The sequence below is a fragment of the Streptomyces sp. NBC_01275 genome (assembly GCF_026340655.1).
GTDB lineage: Bacteria > Actinomycetota > Actinomycetes > Streptomycetales > Streptomycetaceae > Streptomyces.
The window spans coordinates 9089876-9106946 of the sequence record NZ_JAPEOZ010000001.1; the positions used below are offsets into that span (position 1 = coordinate 9089876).

Annotated in this window: 12 protein-coding genes; 6 read left to right on the top strand and 6 right to left on the bottom strand. The window is 71.9% G+C overall.

Annotated features, from left to right (window positions below; translation table 11 throughout):
• Positions 1-56: 56 nt before the first annotated feature.
• Complete coding sequence (locus OG562_RS40035) at positions 57-623, bottom strand: cysteine hydrolase family protein (protein ID WP_266406827.1); 567 nt, start codon at positions 621-623, stop codon at positions 57-59.
• A 203-nt stretch (positions 624-826) separates the two neighbouring features.
• Between OG562_RS40035 and OG562_RS40040 the strand changes: the two genes are divergently transcribed.
• The 5 genes from OG562_RS40040 to OG562_RS40060 all read left to right on the top strand — a co-directional run bounded on the left by OG562_RS40040 (position 827) and on the right by OG562_RS40060 (position 6643).
• Complete coding sequence (locus OG562_RS40040; RefSeq protein WP_266406828.1) at positions 827-3067, top strand: glycoside hydrolase family 9 protein; 2241 nt, start codon at positions 827-829, stop codon at positions 3065-3067.
• 91 nt (positions 3068-3158) lie between these two features.
• A complete protein-coding gene (locus tag OG562_RS40045; RefSeq protein ID WP_266406831.1) occupies positions 3159-3404 on the top strand; it encodes a hypothetical protein in 246 nt (81 codons plus the stop codon).
• Positions 3405-3407: 3 nt separating this feature from the next.
• On the top strand, positions 3408-3785 hold the full coding sequence (locus tag OG562_RS40050) for a toxin Doc (RefSeq protein ID WP_266406833.1): 378 nt from the start codon (positions 3408-3410) through the stop codon (positions 3783-3785).
• A 500-nt stretch (positions 3786-4285) separates the two neighbouring features.
• On the top strand, positions 4286-5923 hold the full coding sequence (locus OG562_RS40055; protein ID WP_266406834.1) for a ricin-type beta-trefoil lectin domain protein: 1638 nt from the start codon (positions 4286-4288) through the stop codon (positions 5921-5923).
• Positions 5924-6208: 285 nt separating this feature from the next.
• Complete coding sequence (locus OG562_RS40060) at positions 6209-6643, top strand: protease inhibitor (RefSeq protein WP_266406835.1); 435 nt, start codon at positions 6209-6211, stop codon at positions 6641-6643.
• A 155-nt stretch (positions 6644-6798) separates the two neighbouring features.
• Here the strand turns inward: OG562_RS40060 and OG562_RS40065 are convergent, their stop codons facing one another.
• The 5 genes from OG562_RS40065 to OG562_RS40085 form a co-directional block, all read right to left on the bottom strand.
• Complete coding sequence (locus tag OG562_RS40065) at positions 6799-8301, bottom strand: MFS transporter (protein WP_266406837.1); 1503 nt, start codon at positions 8299-8301, stop codon at positions 6799-6801.
• Positions 8302-8570: 269 nt separating this feature from the next.
• Positions 8571-11423, bottom strand: coding sequence for an NHLP bacteriocin export ABC transporter permease/ATPase subunit (locus OG562_RS40070; RefSeq protein WP_266406838.1), 2853 nt, complete (start codon positions 11421-11423; stop codon positions 8571-8573).
• A 1-nt stretch (position 11424) separates the two neighbouring features.
• On the bottom strand, positions 11425-13656 hold the full coding sequence (locus tag OG562_RS40075) for an NHLP family bacteriocin export ABC transporter peptidase/permease/ATPase subunit (protein ID WP_266406840.1): 2232 nt from the start codon (positions 13654-13656) through the stop codon (positions 11425-11427).
• Positions 13653-14459: an HlyD family efflux transporter periplasmic adaptor subunit gene (locus OG562_RS40080; RefSeq protein ID WP_266406842.1), complete on the bottom strand. Its 807-nt coding sequence runs from the start codon at positions 14457-14459 to the stop codon at positions 13653-13655. The genes OG562_RS40075 and OG562_RS40080 overlap by 4 nt, the downstream gene beginning before the upstream one ends.
• Positions 14460-14545: 86 nt before the next feature.
• Entirely contained in the window at positions 14546-14761 is a 216-nt protein-coding gene (locus OG562_RS40085; protein WP_266406843.1) for a type A2 lantipeptide, read from the bottom strand.
• Between the two features lie 794 nt (positions 14762-15555).
• Here OG562_RS40085 and OG562_RS40090 point away from each other — a divergent pair.
• Positions 15556-16986, top strand: a complete 1431-nt coding sequence (locus OG562_RS40090) for a trypsin-like serine protease (RefSeq protein WP_266406845.1) — start codon at positions 15556-15558, stop codon at positions 16984-16986.
• The last annotated feature ends 85 nt before the right edge of the window (positions 16987-17071 follow it).

A 17071-nucleotide genomic window follows, 5' to 3' on the forward strand; every position in this document is an offset into this window, starting at 1 on the left:
ACGGCCCGGACCGACCGGCCCGGCCTGAGCGTCGCCTTCCGGCGGTGCAACGCCTCTCAGCCCGCGTCGGCCGTCTCGAACGTCACCTTCGCCGTGTCGACCGTGCCCGCGCTGCGGCCGGGCGCGCTCTGCCACGACCAGTACAGGTTGGTGTGGGCTATCACCTGCTCCGGAGCCGGAGCGCCGTACTCGGTGAGGTCCTCCGTCGTGTGCGCGTCGCGGACCAGCGTCACGTCGTACCCCCGCACGAAGGCGCCGTGCAGGGTCGCGCGGATGCACGCGTCGGTCTGCGCCCCCGTGACGACGACCCGGCCGACCCCGCGCCCGGCGAGGACGGCCTCCAGGTCGGTGTCCTCGAAGGAGTCGACGTAGTTCTTGTGGACGAGGGGTTCGGAGTCGAGGCGGACCAGCTCCGGGACGTACTGCCACTGCTCGCTGCCGTGTTCGAGGTCGTCGTCGGAGTGCTGGATCCAGACCACCGGCACGTCCTGCGCGCGAGCCGCGGTGATCAGGGCGTTGATGTTCGCGATCACCTCGTCACGGCGGGGCGCGCCCTCCACCACGCCGTTCTGGACGTCGACGACGAGCAGGGCGGTGTGCGGGCGGTCGGGGAGGGTGGTCAAGGCGACTCCTGATCGTCGTCGTGCGCGTCGTCGTGCGCGCGGTGGGTGCTCCGGCCGTCCACATTAGGTCCCGCCACTGACAACGGGCCGGAAGCCGTTCGGTCCGGACCGTTGACGGGGTGTCATGACTGTGACAAGCATGTCCTTGCGACCTATCTGGGAGCGCTCCCATGACTCCATGACTCTGCTCGAGGAGCCCGGACGTGACACGACGCAGCACAGTCCTGCTGTCCCTCGCCGCCCTGCTGGGCGCGGCGCTCACCGCGCTGCCCGTGCAGCGGGCCGGCGCCGAGGAGGTCGAGCAGGTCCGCAACGGCGGCTTCGACACGACCGCCGACCCCTGGTGGACCAGCAACGTCACGGCCGGTCTGTCCGACGGGCGGCTCTGCGCCGACGTCCCCGGCGGCACCGTCAACCGCTGGGACTCCGCCGTCGGCCAGGACGCGATCACGCTGGTGAAGGGCTCGTCGTACCGGTTCTCCTTCAGCGCCTCCTCGGTGCCCGAGGGGCATCCGGTGCGGGCGATCGTGGGGCTCGGGGCCGCACCGTACGACACCTGGTACGAGGCGAGTCCGGTGCTGAGCGCGTCGGGCGACGCGTACTCCTACACCTTCACCTCGCCGGTCGACTCCACGCAGGGGCAGGTCGCCTTCCAGGTGGGTGGCAGCGCGGACCCGTGGCGGTTCTGCCTGGACGACGTGTCGCTGCTGGGCGGGGTGCCGCCGGAGGTCTACGAGCCCGACACCGGGCCGCGGGTGCGCGTCAACCAGGTCGCCTATCTGCCCGCCGGGCCGAAGAACGCCACCCTCGTCACCGACGCCGTGGAGAAGCTGCCCTGGCAGCTGAAGAGCGCCGCCGGCCGGACGGTCGCCCACGGCTGGAGCGTGCCGCGAGGCGTCGACGCCTCCTCCGGCCAGAACGTCCACTCGATCGACTTCGGGGCCTACCGCAAGCACGGCACGGGCTTCACGCTGGTCGCCGACGGCGAGACCAGCCGCCCCTTCGACATCGGCACGGCCGCCTATCAGCGACTGCGCCTGGACGCCGTGAAGTACTACTACACGCAGCGCAGCGGGATCGCGATCCGCGACGACCTGCGGCCGGGCTACGGCCGGTCGGCGGGCCATCTGAACGCCGCGCCCAACCAGGGCGACGCGAACGTCCCCTGTCAGCCGGGGGTGTGCGACTACACCCTCGACGTGACCGGCGGCTGGTACGACGCCGGCGACCACGGCAAGTACGTCGTCAACGGCGGCATCGCCACCTGGGAGCTGCTGAGCACCTACGAACGCTCCCTGTACGCCCGCACCGGCCGCCCCGCCGCGCTCGGCGACGGCACGCTCGCCCTCCCCGAGAGCGGCAACAAGGTGCCGGACGTCCTCGACGAGGCCCGCTGGGAGCTGGACTTCCTGCTGAAGATGCAGGTGCCGGACGGACAGCCGCTGGCCGGCATGGCCCACCACAAGGTCCACGACGAGCAGTGGACCGGCCTGCCGCTGCTGCCCGGCGACGACCCGCAGAAACGCGAACTGCACCCGCCGAGCACGACCGCCACCCTCAACCTGGCCGCGACGGCCGCACAGGCGGCCCGGCTGTACCGGCCTTACGACAAGGCGTTCGCCGCGAAGGCGCTGACGGCCGCCCGCAAGGCCTGGACGGCGGCCCTCGCCCACCCGGACCTGTACGCGGACCCGAACGACGGCAACGGCGGCGGGACGTACAACGACGACGACGCGACCGACGAGTTCTACTGGGCGGCCGCCGAGCTGTATCTGACCACGGGGGAGCGGCAGTTCGCCGACCACGTGCTCGACTCCCCGGTGCACACCGCGGACGTCTTCGTCCCCAACGGCTTCGACTGGTCCCGCACCGCCGCCGCCGGCCGCCTCGACCTCGCGACCGTCCCCAGCAGGCTGCCCGGCCGCGACCAGGTCCGCAGGTCGGTCGTGCGGGGCGCGGACGCCTATCTGTCGGCGCTCGCCGCACAGCCGTACGGCATGCCCTACGCCCCCGACGGCAACCGCTACGACTGGGGCTCCACCCATCAGGTCCTCAACAACGCCGTGGTCATCGCGACCGCGTACGACGTCACCGGCGCGGCGAAGTACCGGGACGCGGCCGTGGAGAGCATGGACTACGTCCTCGGCCGCAACGCGCTGAACCTCTCCTACGTCACCGGCTACGGCGAGGTGAACGCTCACCGCCAGCACAGCCGTTGGTACGCCCACCAGCTGGACCCGAGCCTCCCCGACCCGCCGGACGGGACCCTCGCGGGCGGCCCGAACTCGAGCATCCAGGACCCGTACGCGCAGTCCAAGCTCCAGGGCTGCGTCGGACAGTTCTGCTACATCGACGACATCCAGTCCTGGTCGACCAACGAGAACGCGATCAACTGGAACGCGGCGCTGGCCCGGATGGCGTCCTTCGTGGCGGACCAGGGCTAGCAGCTGTTAGCGGTCGCCTCCGGTACCGCCTGATCATCGGTATGACCTGGGGATATTTACGAGTAAGTACCCGCGCGGTACCGTGAAGGGCATGCCAGCCCTCAATGTGGAGTTCAGCGATCGCGAGCTGGAGGACCTGCGGCAGATCGCCAAGGAACGCGGTACGTCGATGAAGGCACTCGTGCGGGAGGCGGCCGCGGCCGACATCGCACGGCACCGGGCGCTGCAGGAGGGCGCGGAGGCCTTCCGCAGGTTCTTCGCGTCCCACGCCGACGAGTTCGCGGCCGCCTTCCCCGACGACGAACCGGCCGCCCGGGGCGAGGGGCGGGTCGCCTGACCGATGACACCCGTCATCCACATCGACGTGCCCTGGCTGCTTCAGCGCCATGAAGAGGTCCTGCCGGACCAGCCCACCGTCAACGACTTCTCCGCCCTGGTCGCCGCCGTCGCCCGGCACCGGGTGGATCCGCCCCGGCTCGGCGTGGACTCCGACCCGGCCTGGCGGGCCGCCGCCCTGCTGCACACCCTCGCCCTGCTCAAGCCCCTGCCGGCGGCCAACGCCCGGTTCGCCTGCGCCACGGCGGTGGCCTACATGTTCGTCAGCGGCGTCGGCATCGACCCGCCCTACGGCGCGCTCGTCGACCTCGCCCGGGACCTGATCGACGGGAAGGCCGACGTGTACGGCGCGGCGGACCGGCTGCGGTCGTGGCAGATATGAGCGCGCCGCGGAGGTGAGCGCACCGCGGAGGTGAGCGCGCCGCGGAGGTGAGCGCGCCGCGGAGGTGAGCGCGCCGCGGAGGTGAGCGCTTCGCGCTGAGCGTTTTGGGCCGCCGGCCGTGGGCGGGAGGAGCGCGGCCGGCGGCCGTTTCGCGCAGGAGAGCCGCCGTCCTGCGCGGGGCCTCCGAGGAAGTGGCCGGTTTCAGTCCACTACGCCGTGCCCCGCGCCGGGAGCGTGCGCGGCGCTCCGGTGCGTGCGCGCGGTTCACACGGGGCGCAATCCGGGGCGCAACAGGCCATACAGCTCGGCGAGTCGGGCTCGCCTGTCGACATTCCTTCAACAAGAGGGCTGCTTTACCGCGCGCCTTGTTGTGCGCGACTTAGTTGTGCAATGGTGAACTACCCGTGCGGGGGGTCACGGACGGGTCCCTGCGTTCGTAGGCGGTGGCGAATTCGCGCTCCCCGCCGAGCCGAACAGGTACGTACCGAAGGAACCGCTCAGTGCTCACCCCTCGCCCTCCTCGTCCTCCGTTCCCGCCGCCCGGCTCGGGCCCCGGTGAATCCGACGAGTCCCTCGCCGCCGGGATCCGGGGCGGAGCGGACAGCGAGGTCGCCGAGTCCACCGCGCTGCTGATCGCCCGGCACTGGCGGCCGGTGCACGAGTACGCGGTGATCTGTCTCGCCTCCTCCGGCAGCGTGGCGGCCATGCTCACCGCGGCCGCCTTCCACCAGGTCTTCGACCGGCTCAAGCTGGGCGAGCCGGGCACCGCGCTGCGCCCCCGGCTGCTGGTGACCGTGCGGGACATGGCCCGGCTGTGGTCCGCCGACGAGGGGATATCCGGGGTCCTGCCGGTGTTGCAGAAGCCGGCCGGGGCCCGGGGGATGCGGGCCGCGAAGTCCATGATCCCGGAGAACCGGGTGCTGGCGGAGCGCGCGTTCCAGGGCCTTCCCCCGGTCGCCCGCTGCGTCCTGTGGCACGTGGAGGTCGAGGCCGAGTCGGTCACCGTCGCCGCCGGACTGCTCGGCATGGACACCGAGACCGTGGCCGCCGCCCTCGACCAGGCCCGGGACAAGCTCCGCGAGGGCCTGGTCCGCGCCCACCGGGAACTCGCCCCGAGCAAGGACTGCCGCTTCCACAACCGGCTCCTCGACGTCCCCATCCGCCGCGGCGGCGACCTGCTGCCGGATGTGCGCCGGCATCTGGACGAGTGCCGGTACTGCCGTGCCGCCGCCGAGCAGCTCGGCCACTTCGAGGGCGGCCTCGGGGTGCTGCTCGCCGAGGCGGTCCTCGGATGGGGCGCCCGCCGCTACCACGAGTCGCGACCCGGCCGCGCCAAGCCGCAGACCGTACGGCTGCGGGGCTCCGCGCGCCACCGCGGCGGCCGTCCGCGCGGCGGGCGCGGCGCCCTGCTCGCGCGCATCCCCTCGCCCCGCCGACGCGCGTCCGGCGACGGGCCGCGCTCGCCGCGGGCGCTGCTCACCGGCGTCGGCCTCGCCTCGGCCGGCCTGCTGACCACGCTGCTCGCCGTCGGCCTGTGGCCGGACGACGGGGGTGCCGACCCGGCCGCCTCCACCAGCGGCGCCGTCCCCGGCACCGACTCCCAGGCCGCCACGGTCTCGCCCACCGCCCCGGGCACCGCCCAACTGCCCACCGCACCGCGGCAGACCAGGCTGCGCAACACCGCCGCCGACCTCTGCCTGGGCATCCGGGGCGAGGCGAAGGCGGGGGCCGCCGTCGAGCTGGCGGACTGCTCCTCGGACGCCGCCCAGCAGTGGTCGTACGACGACGACGGTCAGCTGCGCAGCGTGGCCGCCCCCGGTCTGTGCGTGGACTCCCACGCGGACGCGGGGGTCGTCATCCTGGGGGAGTGCGCCGACGCAGGCGACGCGCGCGGCGACGACGTGCGCTACGACCTCACCGTCCAGGGCGAGCTGCTGCCCCGCTGGGACGACGCGCTGGCCCTGACCACCGCGGGCGAGAAGGCGGGCGACGACATCGTGGTGAAGGTTCGCGACCACACCGCCGGCCAGCGGTGGCAGATCGACGCGGCCTCCGCCACGCCCGGCTCCCTGGCGGTCACCGGCACGGACGCGCCCCCGTCGGCCCAGCCGGTCCGCCTGGAGGACGGGACGGCCTGACCGGCTGGGCCGACGGGGGCGCTGAGCGGAATGTTTCAGGCCTATTAACGAACCTACGAAAACCGGTCATCGAGTCGGCCAAAGGGATCATGAAGCGCTTGCTTTCGGCGATGAACCGTTCGAATGATGTGACTTCACGCCACTGATTCAATACGCAAGGTTACTGAAACCTGTGGGGTCGATGTGAGTTTCCGCGGCGGACTCGGCAGACTCGCGCTCGCCGCGTCCGGCACCCGATCGGGCTCGGAGCGGCACACCCTCGAATCGAGCGGAAGGATGCACACAATGCGGAACACCGCGCGCTGGGCAGCGACTCTGGGCCTCACGGCCGCCGCCGTCTGCGGACCCCTCACCGGGTCCGCGCTCGCCGCCCCGGCCGCAGTACCGGCCTCGCTCTACGCCCCGTCCGCCCTGGTCCTCACCGTGGGCCAGGGAGAGAGCGCCGCCACCGTCGACGCCGCCCGGGCCGTCACCCTCACCTGCGCGCCCACGCCCTCCGGCACCCACCCGGCAGCCGCCCTGGCCTGCGCCGAACTGCGCGCCGCCGGCGGCGACTTCGACTCCCTGGTCGGTCCGGGCGACGCGCTGTGCACCAGGCAGTACCGCCCGGTGGTCGTCACGGTCGACGGCGTATGGCAGGGCAAGCGCGTCTCCTACGAGCGCGCCTTCGCCAACGAGTGCGTGAAGAACGCTGCCGGGAGCAGCCTCTTCACCTTCTGAGACCGAGGTCGCGTGTCCCCCGTGGACGCCGCGAGAGGCTCGTCTCGTGGGGAGTGCGAGCCGATGACACGGGGCGACCGCGATCTCGCACCCAGGGGCCGGACGGGCGGAGTGGGGCCGCCCGCCGGCCCCTGGGATCATCCAGGGCGATCCGGCTACATGTGGACCACCGGCGCGGCGTCCGCGTCCTGCTGCGGCACCCCGCGGCGGAAGAGCAGCGCCGCGATCGCCGCGCCCGCCGCGAAGAAGCCCGCCGACCACCAGAACGCGGTGGTGTAGCTCTCGATGGTCGCCTGCGCCTGGACCAGCTTGCTGGTGGCGTCCCGGCCGGCGAGGTAGTCGGTCGCGGCGCTCGCGGCCAGCGTGTTGAGCAGTGCCGTGCCGATCGAACCGCCCACCTGCTGCATGGCGTTGACCGCGGCGGAGGCCACGCCCGCGTCCTCGGCGGCGACCCCGCCGGTGGCCAGCTGCATGGCGGGCGGCATGACCAGGCCGAGGCCGACGCCTGTGATGACGAGCTGCGGCAGGACCGCGCTCACGTAGTCGGAGCCGACGCCGATCCCGGTCAGCCAGGCCATGCCGATGCCGGCGATCGCGAAGCCCAGCGGGATGACCGCCTTCGGTCCGATCCGCGGCACCAGGACCGTGGTGCCGAGCTGGGCGGTGACCATCAGCGCCGCGACCATCGGCAGGAACGCCACACCGGTCTTCGTCGGGCTGAAGCCCAGGTTCAGCTGCAGGTAGTAGGTGAGGAAGAGGAACACGCCGAACATGCCCGCGCCGGAGATCAGGACGGCGAGGTAGGAGGCGGCGCGGTTGCGGTCGAGCAGGATGCGCAGCGGCAGCAGCGGGTGCGAGGACCGGGTCTGCCACCAGGTGAAGGCCGCGAGCAGCAGACCGCCCGCGATCAGGAAGCCCCAGGTCTGCGGCGAGCCCCAGTCGTGCGTCTCGGCGTTGGAGAAGCCGTACACCAGGGAGAAGAGACCGGCGGCGACCAGGACGGTGCCGGGCACGTCCAGCTTGGAGCCGGCGGCGTCGCGGTGGTTGGAGAGCAGGATCCAGCCGCCCGCGAAGGCGAGGACGGCGATGGCCACGTTGACGTAGAGCGTCCAGCGCCAGTCGAGCGCGTCGGTCAGGATGCCGCCGAGCAGCAGGCCCACCGCGCCGCCCGCGCCGGCGATGGCGCCGTAGACGCTGAACGCCTTGGCGCGCTCACGGGCGTCGGTGAACGTCGTGTTGAGCAGCGAGAGAGCGGCCGGCGCGAGGAGCGCGCCGAAGGCGCCCTGCAGGGCGCGCGCGGTGACCAGCATCTCGAAGTTGGCGGCGGCGCCGCCGAGCGCGGAGACCGCGGCGAAGCCGACGACGCCGACGAGGAAGGCCGGCTTGCGGCCGAAGAGGTCGGCGATGCGGCCGCCGAGCAGCAGCAGGGAGGCGAACGCGAGCGCGTACGCGGTGACGATCCACTGCCGGTTGCCGTCGGAGAAGCCGAGGTCGGCCTGGGCCGAGGGCAGGGCGATGTTCACGATGGTGGCGTCCAGGACCACCATCAGCTGGGCCAGGGCGACGACCGCGAGGATCCACCACTTCTTGGCGGATGCTGCGGACGCCACCTGTTCGGCGCCCGAGCGGGCGCTGTCCGTCAAGGTCTTCGGGGACATGGTGAACGACTCCAGGGACGTCGGTTCGGGAGTTTTCAGCAGGTTTCGGGCGGTTTCCGGGAAGGAACGGACCCGAAGGCAAAGGACTCGTAAACGAAACGGTTTCGTACACATCGAGGCTAGACGACTTTCAGCGAAACGGCAAAGTTTCGTTAGGGAAGGGGAGGCGCTACCGGGATTCACGAAGAACGTGAAAACGGCCGCCGGACCGGCGGTCGCCGTCTGTGGAGCGCAGGCCAGATTTCTCGGGCTTCAGCCCGAGGAGCAAGTCAGGTCAGCTGCCGTCGCACCAGCTCGTGCAGTCGGCCGCCGGTGTCCGCGAGGAGGTGTGCCGGCGGGCCCTGTTGGGCGACCTTGCCGTTCTCCATCACGATGACCCGGTCGGCGTCCAGCACCGTGGACAGGCGGTGGGCGATGACGACCCGCGTGGCGTTGAGCTTGCGGGTGCTGTCGATGACCGTGCGCTGGGTCTCGTTGTCCAGGGCGCTGGTCGCCTCGTCGAAGAACAGGATGCGCGGCCGCCGGATCAGCGCCTGGGCGATCATCAGGCGCTGCCGCTGGCCGCCGGAGACCGACCCGCTGCCGGAGACGATGGTGTGCAGCCCCATCGGCATGCGCTTGACGTCCTCCGCGAGCCCCGCCAGCTCGGCCGCCGCCATCGCCTCCTCCGGCGTGTACGACCCGGTGCCGCAGATGACGTCCAGCAGGGAGCCGGTGAACGGCTGGGCGTGCTGGAGCACCACCCCGCACTGCCGGCGCACGGCCGACTGGTCCAGCGCCGCCAGGTCCTGGCCGTCGTACAGGATGCTGCCCGAAAGCGGTTTGTCGAAGCCGATGAGCAGGCGCAGCAACGTCGACTTGCCGCAGCCGCTCGGGCCGACGATCGCCACGAACTCGCCCGGCCGCACCTCGAAGGAGACGTCGTCCAGCACGAGGGGACCGTCGTCGGAGTAGCGGAAGGACAGCCGGCGGGCCTCCAGCGCACCGGTCAGCGGGCCGGGACGGGTGCTCCCCGAGGCGACCTCCGGCGTGGCGTCCAGCACCGGACGGATCTCCTCGAACAGCGGCAGCGCGGCCACCGCCGACACGAAGGCGCCGGTCAGCGAGGTCACCGAGGTGAGCAGCATCGTCATCGACGTGTTGAAGGTGAGGAAGTCCGCCGCCGACAGCGCACCGCGGGCAGGACCGGCCAGCAGCATGAACATCAGCAGGGAGCACAGCGGGAGGTACACCGTGCCCAGCACCGTGGTGAGGTTCTTGATCCGGCCGAGGCGCTGCTGGAGCTCGCGGCTGCGCGCGAACCGGTCCGCCCAGGCCGCGTACGCGTAGTTCTCGGCGGCCGCCACCCGCAGTTTCGGCAGTCCGCGCAGAGTCTGGAACGCCTGGTTGTTCAGCTTGTTGGAGAGCACGACCAGGCGTCGCTGCCAGCGCACCTGCCACAGCCCGAGCGCCAGGAACACGGACGCGATCACGACCAGCATGCCGATCGCCGCCAGAGCCAGCGGGACGCTGTACCAGAGCAGCAGGCCCAGGTTCATCGCACCGATCGTCACCGACTGCGCCACCGAGGGGCCCAGTCCCGCCAGCAGTCGGCGGATCGCGCTGACGCCCATCGCGGCGCTCGCCAGCTCACCCGTCGAACGCTCGGCGAAGAACCTCGTCGGCAGTCGGAGCAGCCGGTCCCAGACGGCCGGTTGGAGCGTGGCCTCGATGCGGCCCTCCAGACGCAGGACGGTGAGGTTCTGCAGCAGCAGGAAGGCCGCCGCCACCACGCTGCTGACCAGCACGGCCAGACACGCCTGCACGATCAGCCCCTGCTGGGCCCGCGGCACGTACTCGCCCAGCACCTTGCCGGTGGCGATCGGCACCAGCGCCCCGATCGCCACCGTCACCAGCCCGCTCAGCAGCAGGTTCGTCAGATCGCCGCCGGTGCCGCGCAGGCTGAACCGCAGCAGCCGCAGCGGGCTCGACGCCTGTTCGGGCAGCGGGCGGTAGAACATGACGGCGCGCGGCTCGAACTCCGCCGCGTTGGCCTTCTCGACCGGCGTCTCCCGCCCGGTCGCGGGGTGCACGGCGACATAGCCGCCGCGCCGCCACAGCAGGGCGACCGGCGCCCCGGACAGGGCCCGGTGGCCGACCAGCGGGCCCACGTCGTCCCGCCACCAGCGGCCGTCGAGGCGGACGGCCCGGGCGCGCACCCGTGAGGCGAGGGCGATCCGCTCCACCGGATCCAGACGGTCGCTGTCGGCGCCCGTCCGTGCGGGCTCGGCGAGGGCGATCCCGGCGGCCCGGGCGACCAGCGCGCAGGCGGCGAAGGTGGCGTCGGCGTCGGCGGCCGTCGTGCGCTGCCCCGCCTTCTTGCCGATCGACGCCAGCAGCGTCCGGTCGGCCTGTGCGCGGACCGCCTCACCCGCCTTGATCCCGGCGGCCGTGCGGGTCTCGTGGGTGCGCTCCAGCTGTTCGATCCAGCGGTCCAGCGTGGTCAGCAGCCGGTACTGCTGGTCGACCATGCTCTGCCACACCGCCGGGTCCATCAGCAGATCGGCGGCCGCCTCCGCGCCGTACAGCGAGCCGTACTGCACGCTGCCGGGCGGGACCTGCATCCAGAACACGTCGTCGTCATCCCCCACGCTCGAATAGACCCGCGCGGGGGCGCCCCCATCCTCCGCCGCGCGCTCGGTGGCCATCGGCGCCTGGAAGAGGATCGACAGGCCACGGCCGACGCCGAGGGCGAGCGCGTACTCCAGAGGGCTCGAAGTCGGCGGCACATACTGGGGGTTGCCGTACGCGTCGTAGGACCAGGTCTGGGTGCTCGCGGGCTGGTACAGCTCGCGCAGGTCGATGCGGTGCACCACGCAGTCGCGCAACGGGCGTGCGACGAGGGTGTGTTGGGGGCCGGAGACCGGGCCCAGCAGCAGTGAGCCCGCCTCCAGGCGGCCCAAGTGGTGCCAGTGTCCCTGCTGTTCGGCGTCCACCGCGAACAGGTCCAGCGCGCCCGACGCGACCAGCCACAGCACCTGCGGCCCCTCCAGGCCGAGGCGGCCGAAGCCGGCGCAGTCGATCCGCGAGCCCGACCGCCCCAGCGCGGCGAGGACGACGTCGCCCTCGGGTACGACCGTCATCTCAACGCTCCCTGACCAGTGCCGCGTACGCGCCGCCCCGGGCGACCAGTTCCTCGTGCCGCCCGCGCTCCACGACCGTGCCGTGCTGGAGGACGACGATCTCGTCGCTGTCGCGCACCGTGCTGAGCCGGTGCGCGATCACCACGCACGCACAGCCGCGCCGGCGCAGGTTGTCCATGACCGTCTGCTCGGTCTCCGCGTCCAGCGCGCTGGTCACCTCGTCCAGCACGAGGACGCTGGGCCGGCGCACCAACGCCCGGGCGATCTCCAGGCGTTGACGCTGCCCACCGGAGAAGTTACGGCCGTCCTGCTCGACGTGGCTGTGGATGCCGCCGGGCCGTCGCTCGACCACCTCGTGGAGGGCCGCGTCCCGCAGGGCGTCCACCACGGCGTCGTCCGGGATCGACGGGTCCCACAGCGCCACGTTGTCGCGGACCGAGCCCTCGAACAGGAACACCTCCTGGTCGACGAAGGAGACGGACGAGGCCAGCGCCCCGCGCGGAATGTCCTCGAGCCGCTGCCCGTCGATGCGGATCACGCCCTCCCACGGCGCGTACAGGCCCGAGATCAGCCGGGACACCGTCGACTTGCCGCTGCCCGAGCCGCCCACCAGCGCCACCTGCCGCCCGGGCCCCACGGTCAGGTCGAAGCCCGTCAACAGCGGCTTGTCCAGCGGGCTGTAGCCGAAGGCGATGTTCTCCAGCTCGACATGGCCCTGCAGCCGGCGCGTGGAGTCGGCGCCGTCGCGGCGGTCGTAGAGCGGGTCGGCGCGGAAGTTCTCCACGTCCTTCAGCCGGGCCACGTCCGCCGCGAAGTCCTGGATGCGGCCCGCGACCCCGTTGAGCCGGGTCAGCGGAGCCGTGAACCGGGCGACCAGCGCCTGGAAGGCGACCAGCAGGCCCACCGAGATATGGCCCTCGATCGCCCGCATCCCGCCGATCCACAGGATCAGCGCGCTGTTCAGCGAGGCGAGCGTCGGCGCGACCACGCCCAGCCAGGCGCTCGGCGCCCCGAGCCGCTGCTGCTCCTCCAGTGTGGTGGCGTGCTGCCCGGCCCACTTGCGGAAGTAGCCGTCCTCGCCGCCGGTCGCCTTCATCGTCTCGATCAACTGCAGCCCGGTATAAGCGGTGTTGGTCAGCCGCGCGGTGTCGGCGCGCAGCTTCGCCGTCCGGGTCGCGCGCATCCGGACGACGATCCGCATGGCCACGATGTTGAGCAGCGCCACACCGATCCCGACGTACGTCAACTGCGGGTCGTAGGTGTAGAGAAGGGCGGCGTACAGCATGACGACCACCGCGTCCACGCCCGCCGAGGCCAGGTCGCGGGCCAAGGTCTCGGCCACGGCGTCGTTCGACTGCAGGCGCTGCACCAGGTCGGCCGGGCTGCGCTGGGCGAAGAACGTCACCGGCAGCCGCAGCAGATGGCGCAGGAAGCGGGCGCTGGACAGGGTCGAGGAGATGATGCGGCCGTGGTGGAGGTTGGTCTGCTGGAGCCAGGTCAGTGCGACGGTGAGCAGGACGCACGTCCCCATCGAGGCGAACAGGACGCTCAGCAGGGAGGTCTGACCGCCGATCAGGAACATGTCGATATAGGTCCGGCTGAGCGCCGGCACCGCCGCGCCCACCAGGACCAGCAGCAGACTCGCCAGCACGGCCGTCGGCATGGTGCCCGCCGTGCCGCGCAGCCGGGCCGGCATCGCGCCCAGCACCCCGCGCCTGCGCCCGCCCCGCTCGAAGCCCTCGCCCGGCTCCAGCACCAGCACCACACCGGTGAAGCTGCCGTCGAAGTCCTCCATCGGCACGAACCGCCGCCCCTTGCCGGGGTCGTTGACGAACACGCCCCGACGGCCGAAGCGCCGGCCCAGCCCCTCGTAGACGACGTAGTGGTTGAACTCCCAGAACAGGATCGCGGGCGTGCGCACCTGGGCGAGGGCGGCCAGATCCATCTGCATGCCCTTGGCCGTCAGACCGTAACTACGGGCCGCCTTCAGGAGGTTGCTGGCACGCGAGCCGTCACGGGAGACGCCGCACGCGATGCGCAGCTCCTCCAACGGGACGTGCCGGCCGTAGTGGCCGAGCACCATGGCGAGGGAGGCGGCCCCGCACTCCACGGCCTCCATCTGGAGCACGGTGGGCGTGCGGACCGTCTTCACCCGGCTCTTGGGAACCGTGCGCCGCGGCGGCGCGGCCCGACGCCGGCTCCGGGTCCGCCCGTCCTGCTCGGCGGCGGTCACGGCAGCAGCCAGTCGACGGGACGCTGATCGGCAAGCCGGATCGAACCGGTGGCCATGGTCATGGAGGTCAGCGCGTACGGCGGCCCGTCCGCGGACGACCACCTGTACCCGCTCTTCGTCGACCTGGACGTGTCGAGCCGGACCAGCACCGCCACCGGGCGGCCCTTCTCGGTGAACTGCTCGCCGAGCTGGCCGTCGCCGAGGAACGCGGCGATCTGCTGCGCCGACTGGGCCGTACGGTCCACGGACTTCACCCGGCCGCGCAGCACGCCGTACTCCTGGGACGGCACGGTCTGCACGGTCAGGTCGACGGCCGCGTGCGCCGGAATGGAGGCGGCGTTCTCGGCCGGGACGTACACCGTCGCGTACAGCGGGTCGTCGGCGTCGGCGACCTTCTCCACGGCGGCGACGTTCGCGCCGGTGGAGATGATCTGCCCGATGGCGGCGGCGAGCGCGGTGATCCGGCCCGCGGCGACCGTACGGACCACGGCGTCGCCGTCGGCCGTACGCACCTTCAGCACCGGCGAGCCGGCGGCCAGCCGTTCGCCCTCCTTCACGAGGACCGCGGTGACCTGACCCGCGGCCGGGCTCTGCAGGATGTAGCTGCCCTCGCCATGGGTGAGCACGGCCGGCGCGCTCACCGTGGAGGCGACCGAGCCGGTCACCGCCCACACGGACGCGGCCGCCATGACGACGACGGTCACGGACAGCACCAGCCAGCCCTGGGGACGCGCGAAGCGCACCGGCAGGTCGAGCTCCTCCGGCGACTGAAGCCTGGCGAGGGCCTGTTGGCGGAACTGCACGGGACTTCCCTCGGGATTCTCACGGCAACCGAGAGTCCCGGAGCCGGGTGACGGCTCCGGGACCCAAGGGGTCGCACAGGGTGCGATCAGAGACCGGCGACCAGGTTGGTGACCGGGGCCGTGTTCAGGCCGGTGACACCCTCGACCGTGCCGACGGCGGTGTCGACCAGGCCGGAGACCGGGGCGACGCCGTCCACCAGGCCGGTGACGGTGCCGAGGGCGTTCAGGGACAGACCGCCGGAGACGTTGTCCAGCTCGGCGTCGGAGATCTCGACGGTCTCAACCTGGGGGGTGGAGCTCATGGGGGAACTTCCCTTCACATGGATGACTCAATAGGGGGGGAGCGGCCCCCTCTGGGGACAGACGACGGCCGCGACCGCCGGTGCCGGGCACCCGTTTCCGGACGCCGTCTCGGCCCCTGCGGTGCGATGGATCAAAGCAGGTCCGCCGCCTGCGCAGCCACTCAAACCCCGTCCCCACCAGGGAACTTGCGTCACGGGACAGTCAAGCCGTGCAGGTTCGCCCACTGCTTGTCGGCGACTTCTTCACACCTCGACCGGGGATCGCTCGGATGAGCGCGGGGCGCTGTCGCGGCGAATCCGACACTCCCGCCCCAATGACCTGGCCGCCGCCGCGGAGATGTGCAGAATCCCTGCTCCCGGTGACCTGCTTGGGCATGCGCTGTGCAGATTCCCTGAAGCATGGATTCCGGTCGCCGTGAGAGACGGAGAGTCGCTGGTCGATCACTTCGGGTATCGGATCAGGTATCGGCCCAGGTGTCGGTTCAGGAGGGCGTCGATTCGATCAAGGCATGCGGATCGGCGCCGTGCGCCGGAACGAGGCGGGAGTCAGCCGTGAGCCGGCCGGGAGCCGGCTGTGGGCCGGCCGGGAGTCGGTTGTGAGTCATGGCCGGCCCTGCGCCAGGTCATGTCCGACCACGCGCCAGGTCATGGCCGATTCCCGGTTTCGCAAAGGAAGTTGGCAAAAGCGATTGAACGCATCGCGCGCTCGCCGCGTACTCATGGCCAACCAGGCGCCGCTGTACGGAGCTGCCGAACACCGGCAGCAGACCCCGTCCCCCAGGAGGTCGAGTTTTTTGAGTCACAAGCGAGTTACGAAGCGCAAGGTCATCATCGCGGCAGGCGGTGTGGCGGCGCTCGGAGCGGCGGCCATCCTGCTTCCCAACGCCAACGCCTCCCAGGACAGCGGCTCCAACAACGCCGCGACGGTCAAGACCCTGAAGGCGGGCGACGCCTCGGACCTCGCCTCGCAGCTCCAGGAACTGCTCGGTGACGCCTTCGCCGGTTCGTACTACGACTCCGACCAGCAGCAGCTGGTGGTCAACGTCATCAACGTCTCCGGTGACGAGAACAACGTCGTCGTGCAGGCCGAGAAGGCCGGCGCGAAGGTCCGCGAGGTGGAGAACAGCACCGCTGAGCTGGAGTCCGCCGCCCAGACCCTCAAGGCCAAGGCGACCATCGCCGGCACCGCGTGGGCCGTGAACCCCCGGACGAACCAGATCCTGGTCACCGCCGACTCCACGGTCACCGGCAGCAAGTGGGACCAGCTGGAGTCGACCGTCCAGACGCTCGGCACGGGCATGGCGACCATCCAGAAGTCGGCCGGCACCTTCACCACGAAGGTCTCCGGCGGCGACGCCATCTTCGGCGGCGGAGCGCGCTGTTCCCTCGGCTTCAACGTCACGGCGGGCGACGGCACCCCGGCCTTCCTGACGGCGGGTCACTGCGGCGTCGCGGCCGAGCAGTGGGCCGACTCCGAGGACGGTCAGCCCATCGCCACCGTCGACCAGGCGACCTTCCCCGGCGACGGCGACTTCGCACTCGTGAAGTACGACGACCCGGCCACCGTGGCGCCGAGCGACGTCAACATAGGCAACGGCCAGACGGTCGCGATCGCCCAGGCCGCCGACGCCACGGTCGGCACCCAGGTCTTCCGGATGGGCAGCACCACCGGCCTCAACGACGGCACCGTGCTCGCCCTCGACGCCACGGTGAACTACCCCGAGGGCACGGTCACCGGCCTCATCCAGACCGACGTCTGCGCCGAGCCCGGCGACAGCGGCGGCTCGCTGTTCACCCAGGACGGCAGCGCGATCGGCCTGACCTCCGGAGGCAGCGGTGACTGCACGGTCGGCGGCGAGACGTTCTTCCAGCCGGTGACCACCGCGCTGACGGCGGTCGGCGCGACCCTCGGCGACGGCGGACTCGGCGCGGGCGACGCGGTCGGCGGCGACGAGGCCGGAGCAGGCGGCGACGCGGTCGGCGGTGAGGACGTGAACGGCGACGGCGTGGTGGACGAGCAGGACCAGGCCGGAGCGGGCGACGAGGCCGCCGGTGAGGACGTGAACGGCGACGGCGTGGTGGACGAGCAGGACCAGGCCGGAGCGGGCGACGAGGCTGCCGGTGAGGACGTCAACGGCGACGGCGTGGTGGACGAGCAGGACCAGGCCGGCGCCGGAGCCGAGGACCAGTCGGGCCAGGACAACGGCGCGACCGAGACGCACTGACCCCACCTGAGCGACACCCCGCCGCGCACGGCGGTCGAACGGTCCGGCCCTTCCCCACGAGGGCCGGACCGTTCGTGTCTCCGCA

Bases quoted from the DNA above. Each gene is read 5' to 3' on its own strand.
- OG562_RS40045 (WP_266406831.1), top strand. From the start codon at position 3,159: ATGCCAGCCCTCAATGTGGAGTTCAGCGATCGCGAGCTGGAGGACCTG.
- OG562_RS40060 (WP_266406835.1), top strand. From the start codon at position 6,209: ATGCGGAACACCGCGCGCTGGGCAGCGACTCTGGGCCTCACGGCCGCC.
- OG562_RS40070 (WP_266406838.1), bottom strand. From the start codon at position 11,423: ATGACGGTCGTACCCGAGGGCGACGTCGTCCTCGCCGCGCTGGGGCGG.
- OG562_RS40085 (WP_266406843.1), bottom strand. From the start codon at position 14,761: ATGAGCTCCACCCCCCAGGTTGAGACCGTCGAGATCTCCGACGCCGAG.
- OG562_RS40050 (WP_266406833.1), top strand. From the start codon at position 3,408: ATGACACCCGTCATCCACATCGACGTGCCCTGGCTGCTTCAGCGCCAT.
- OG562_RS40065 (WP_266406837.1), bottom strand. From the start codon at position 8,301: ATGTCCCCGAAGACCTTGACGGACAGCGCCCGCTCGGGCGCCGAACAG.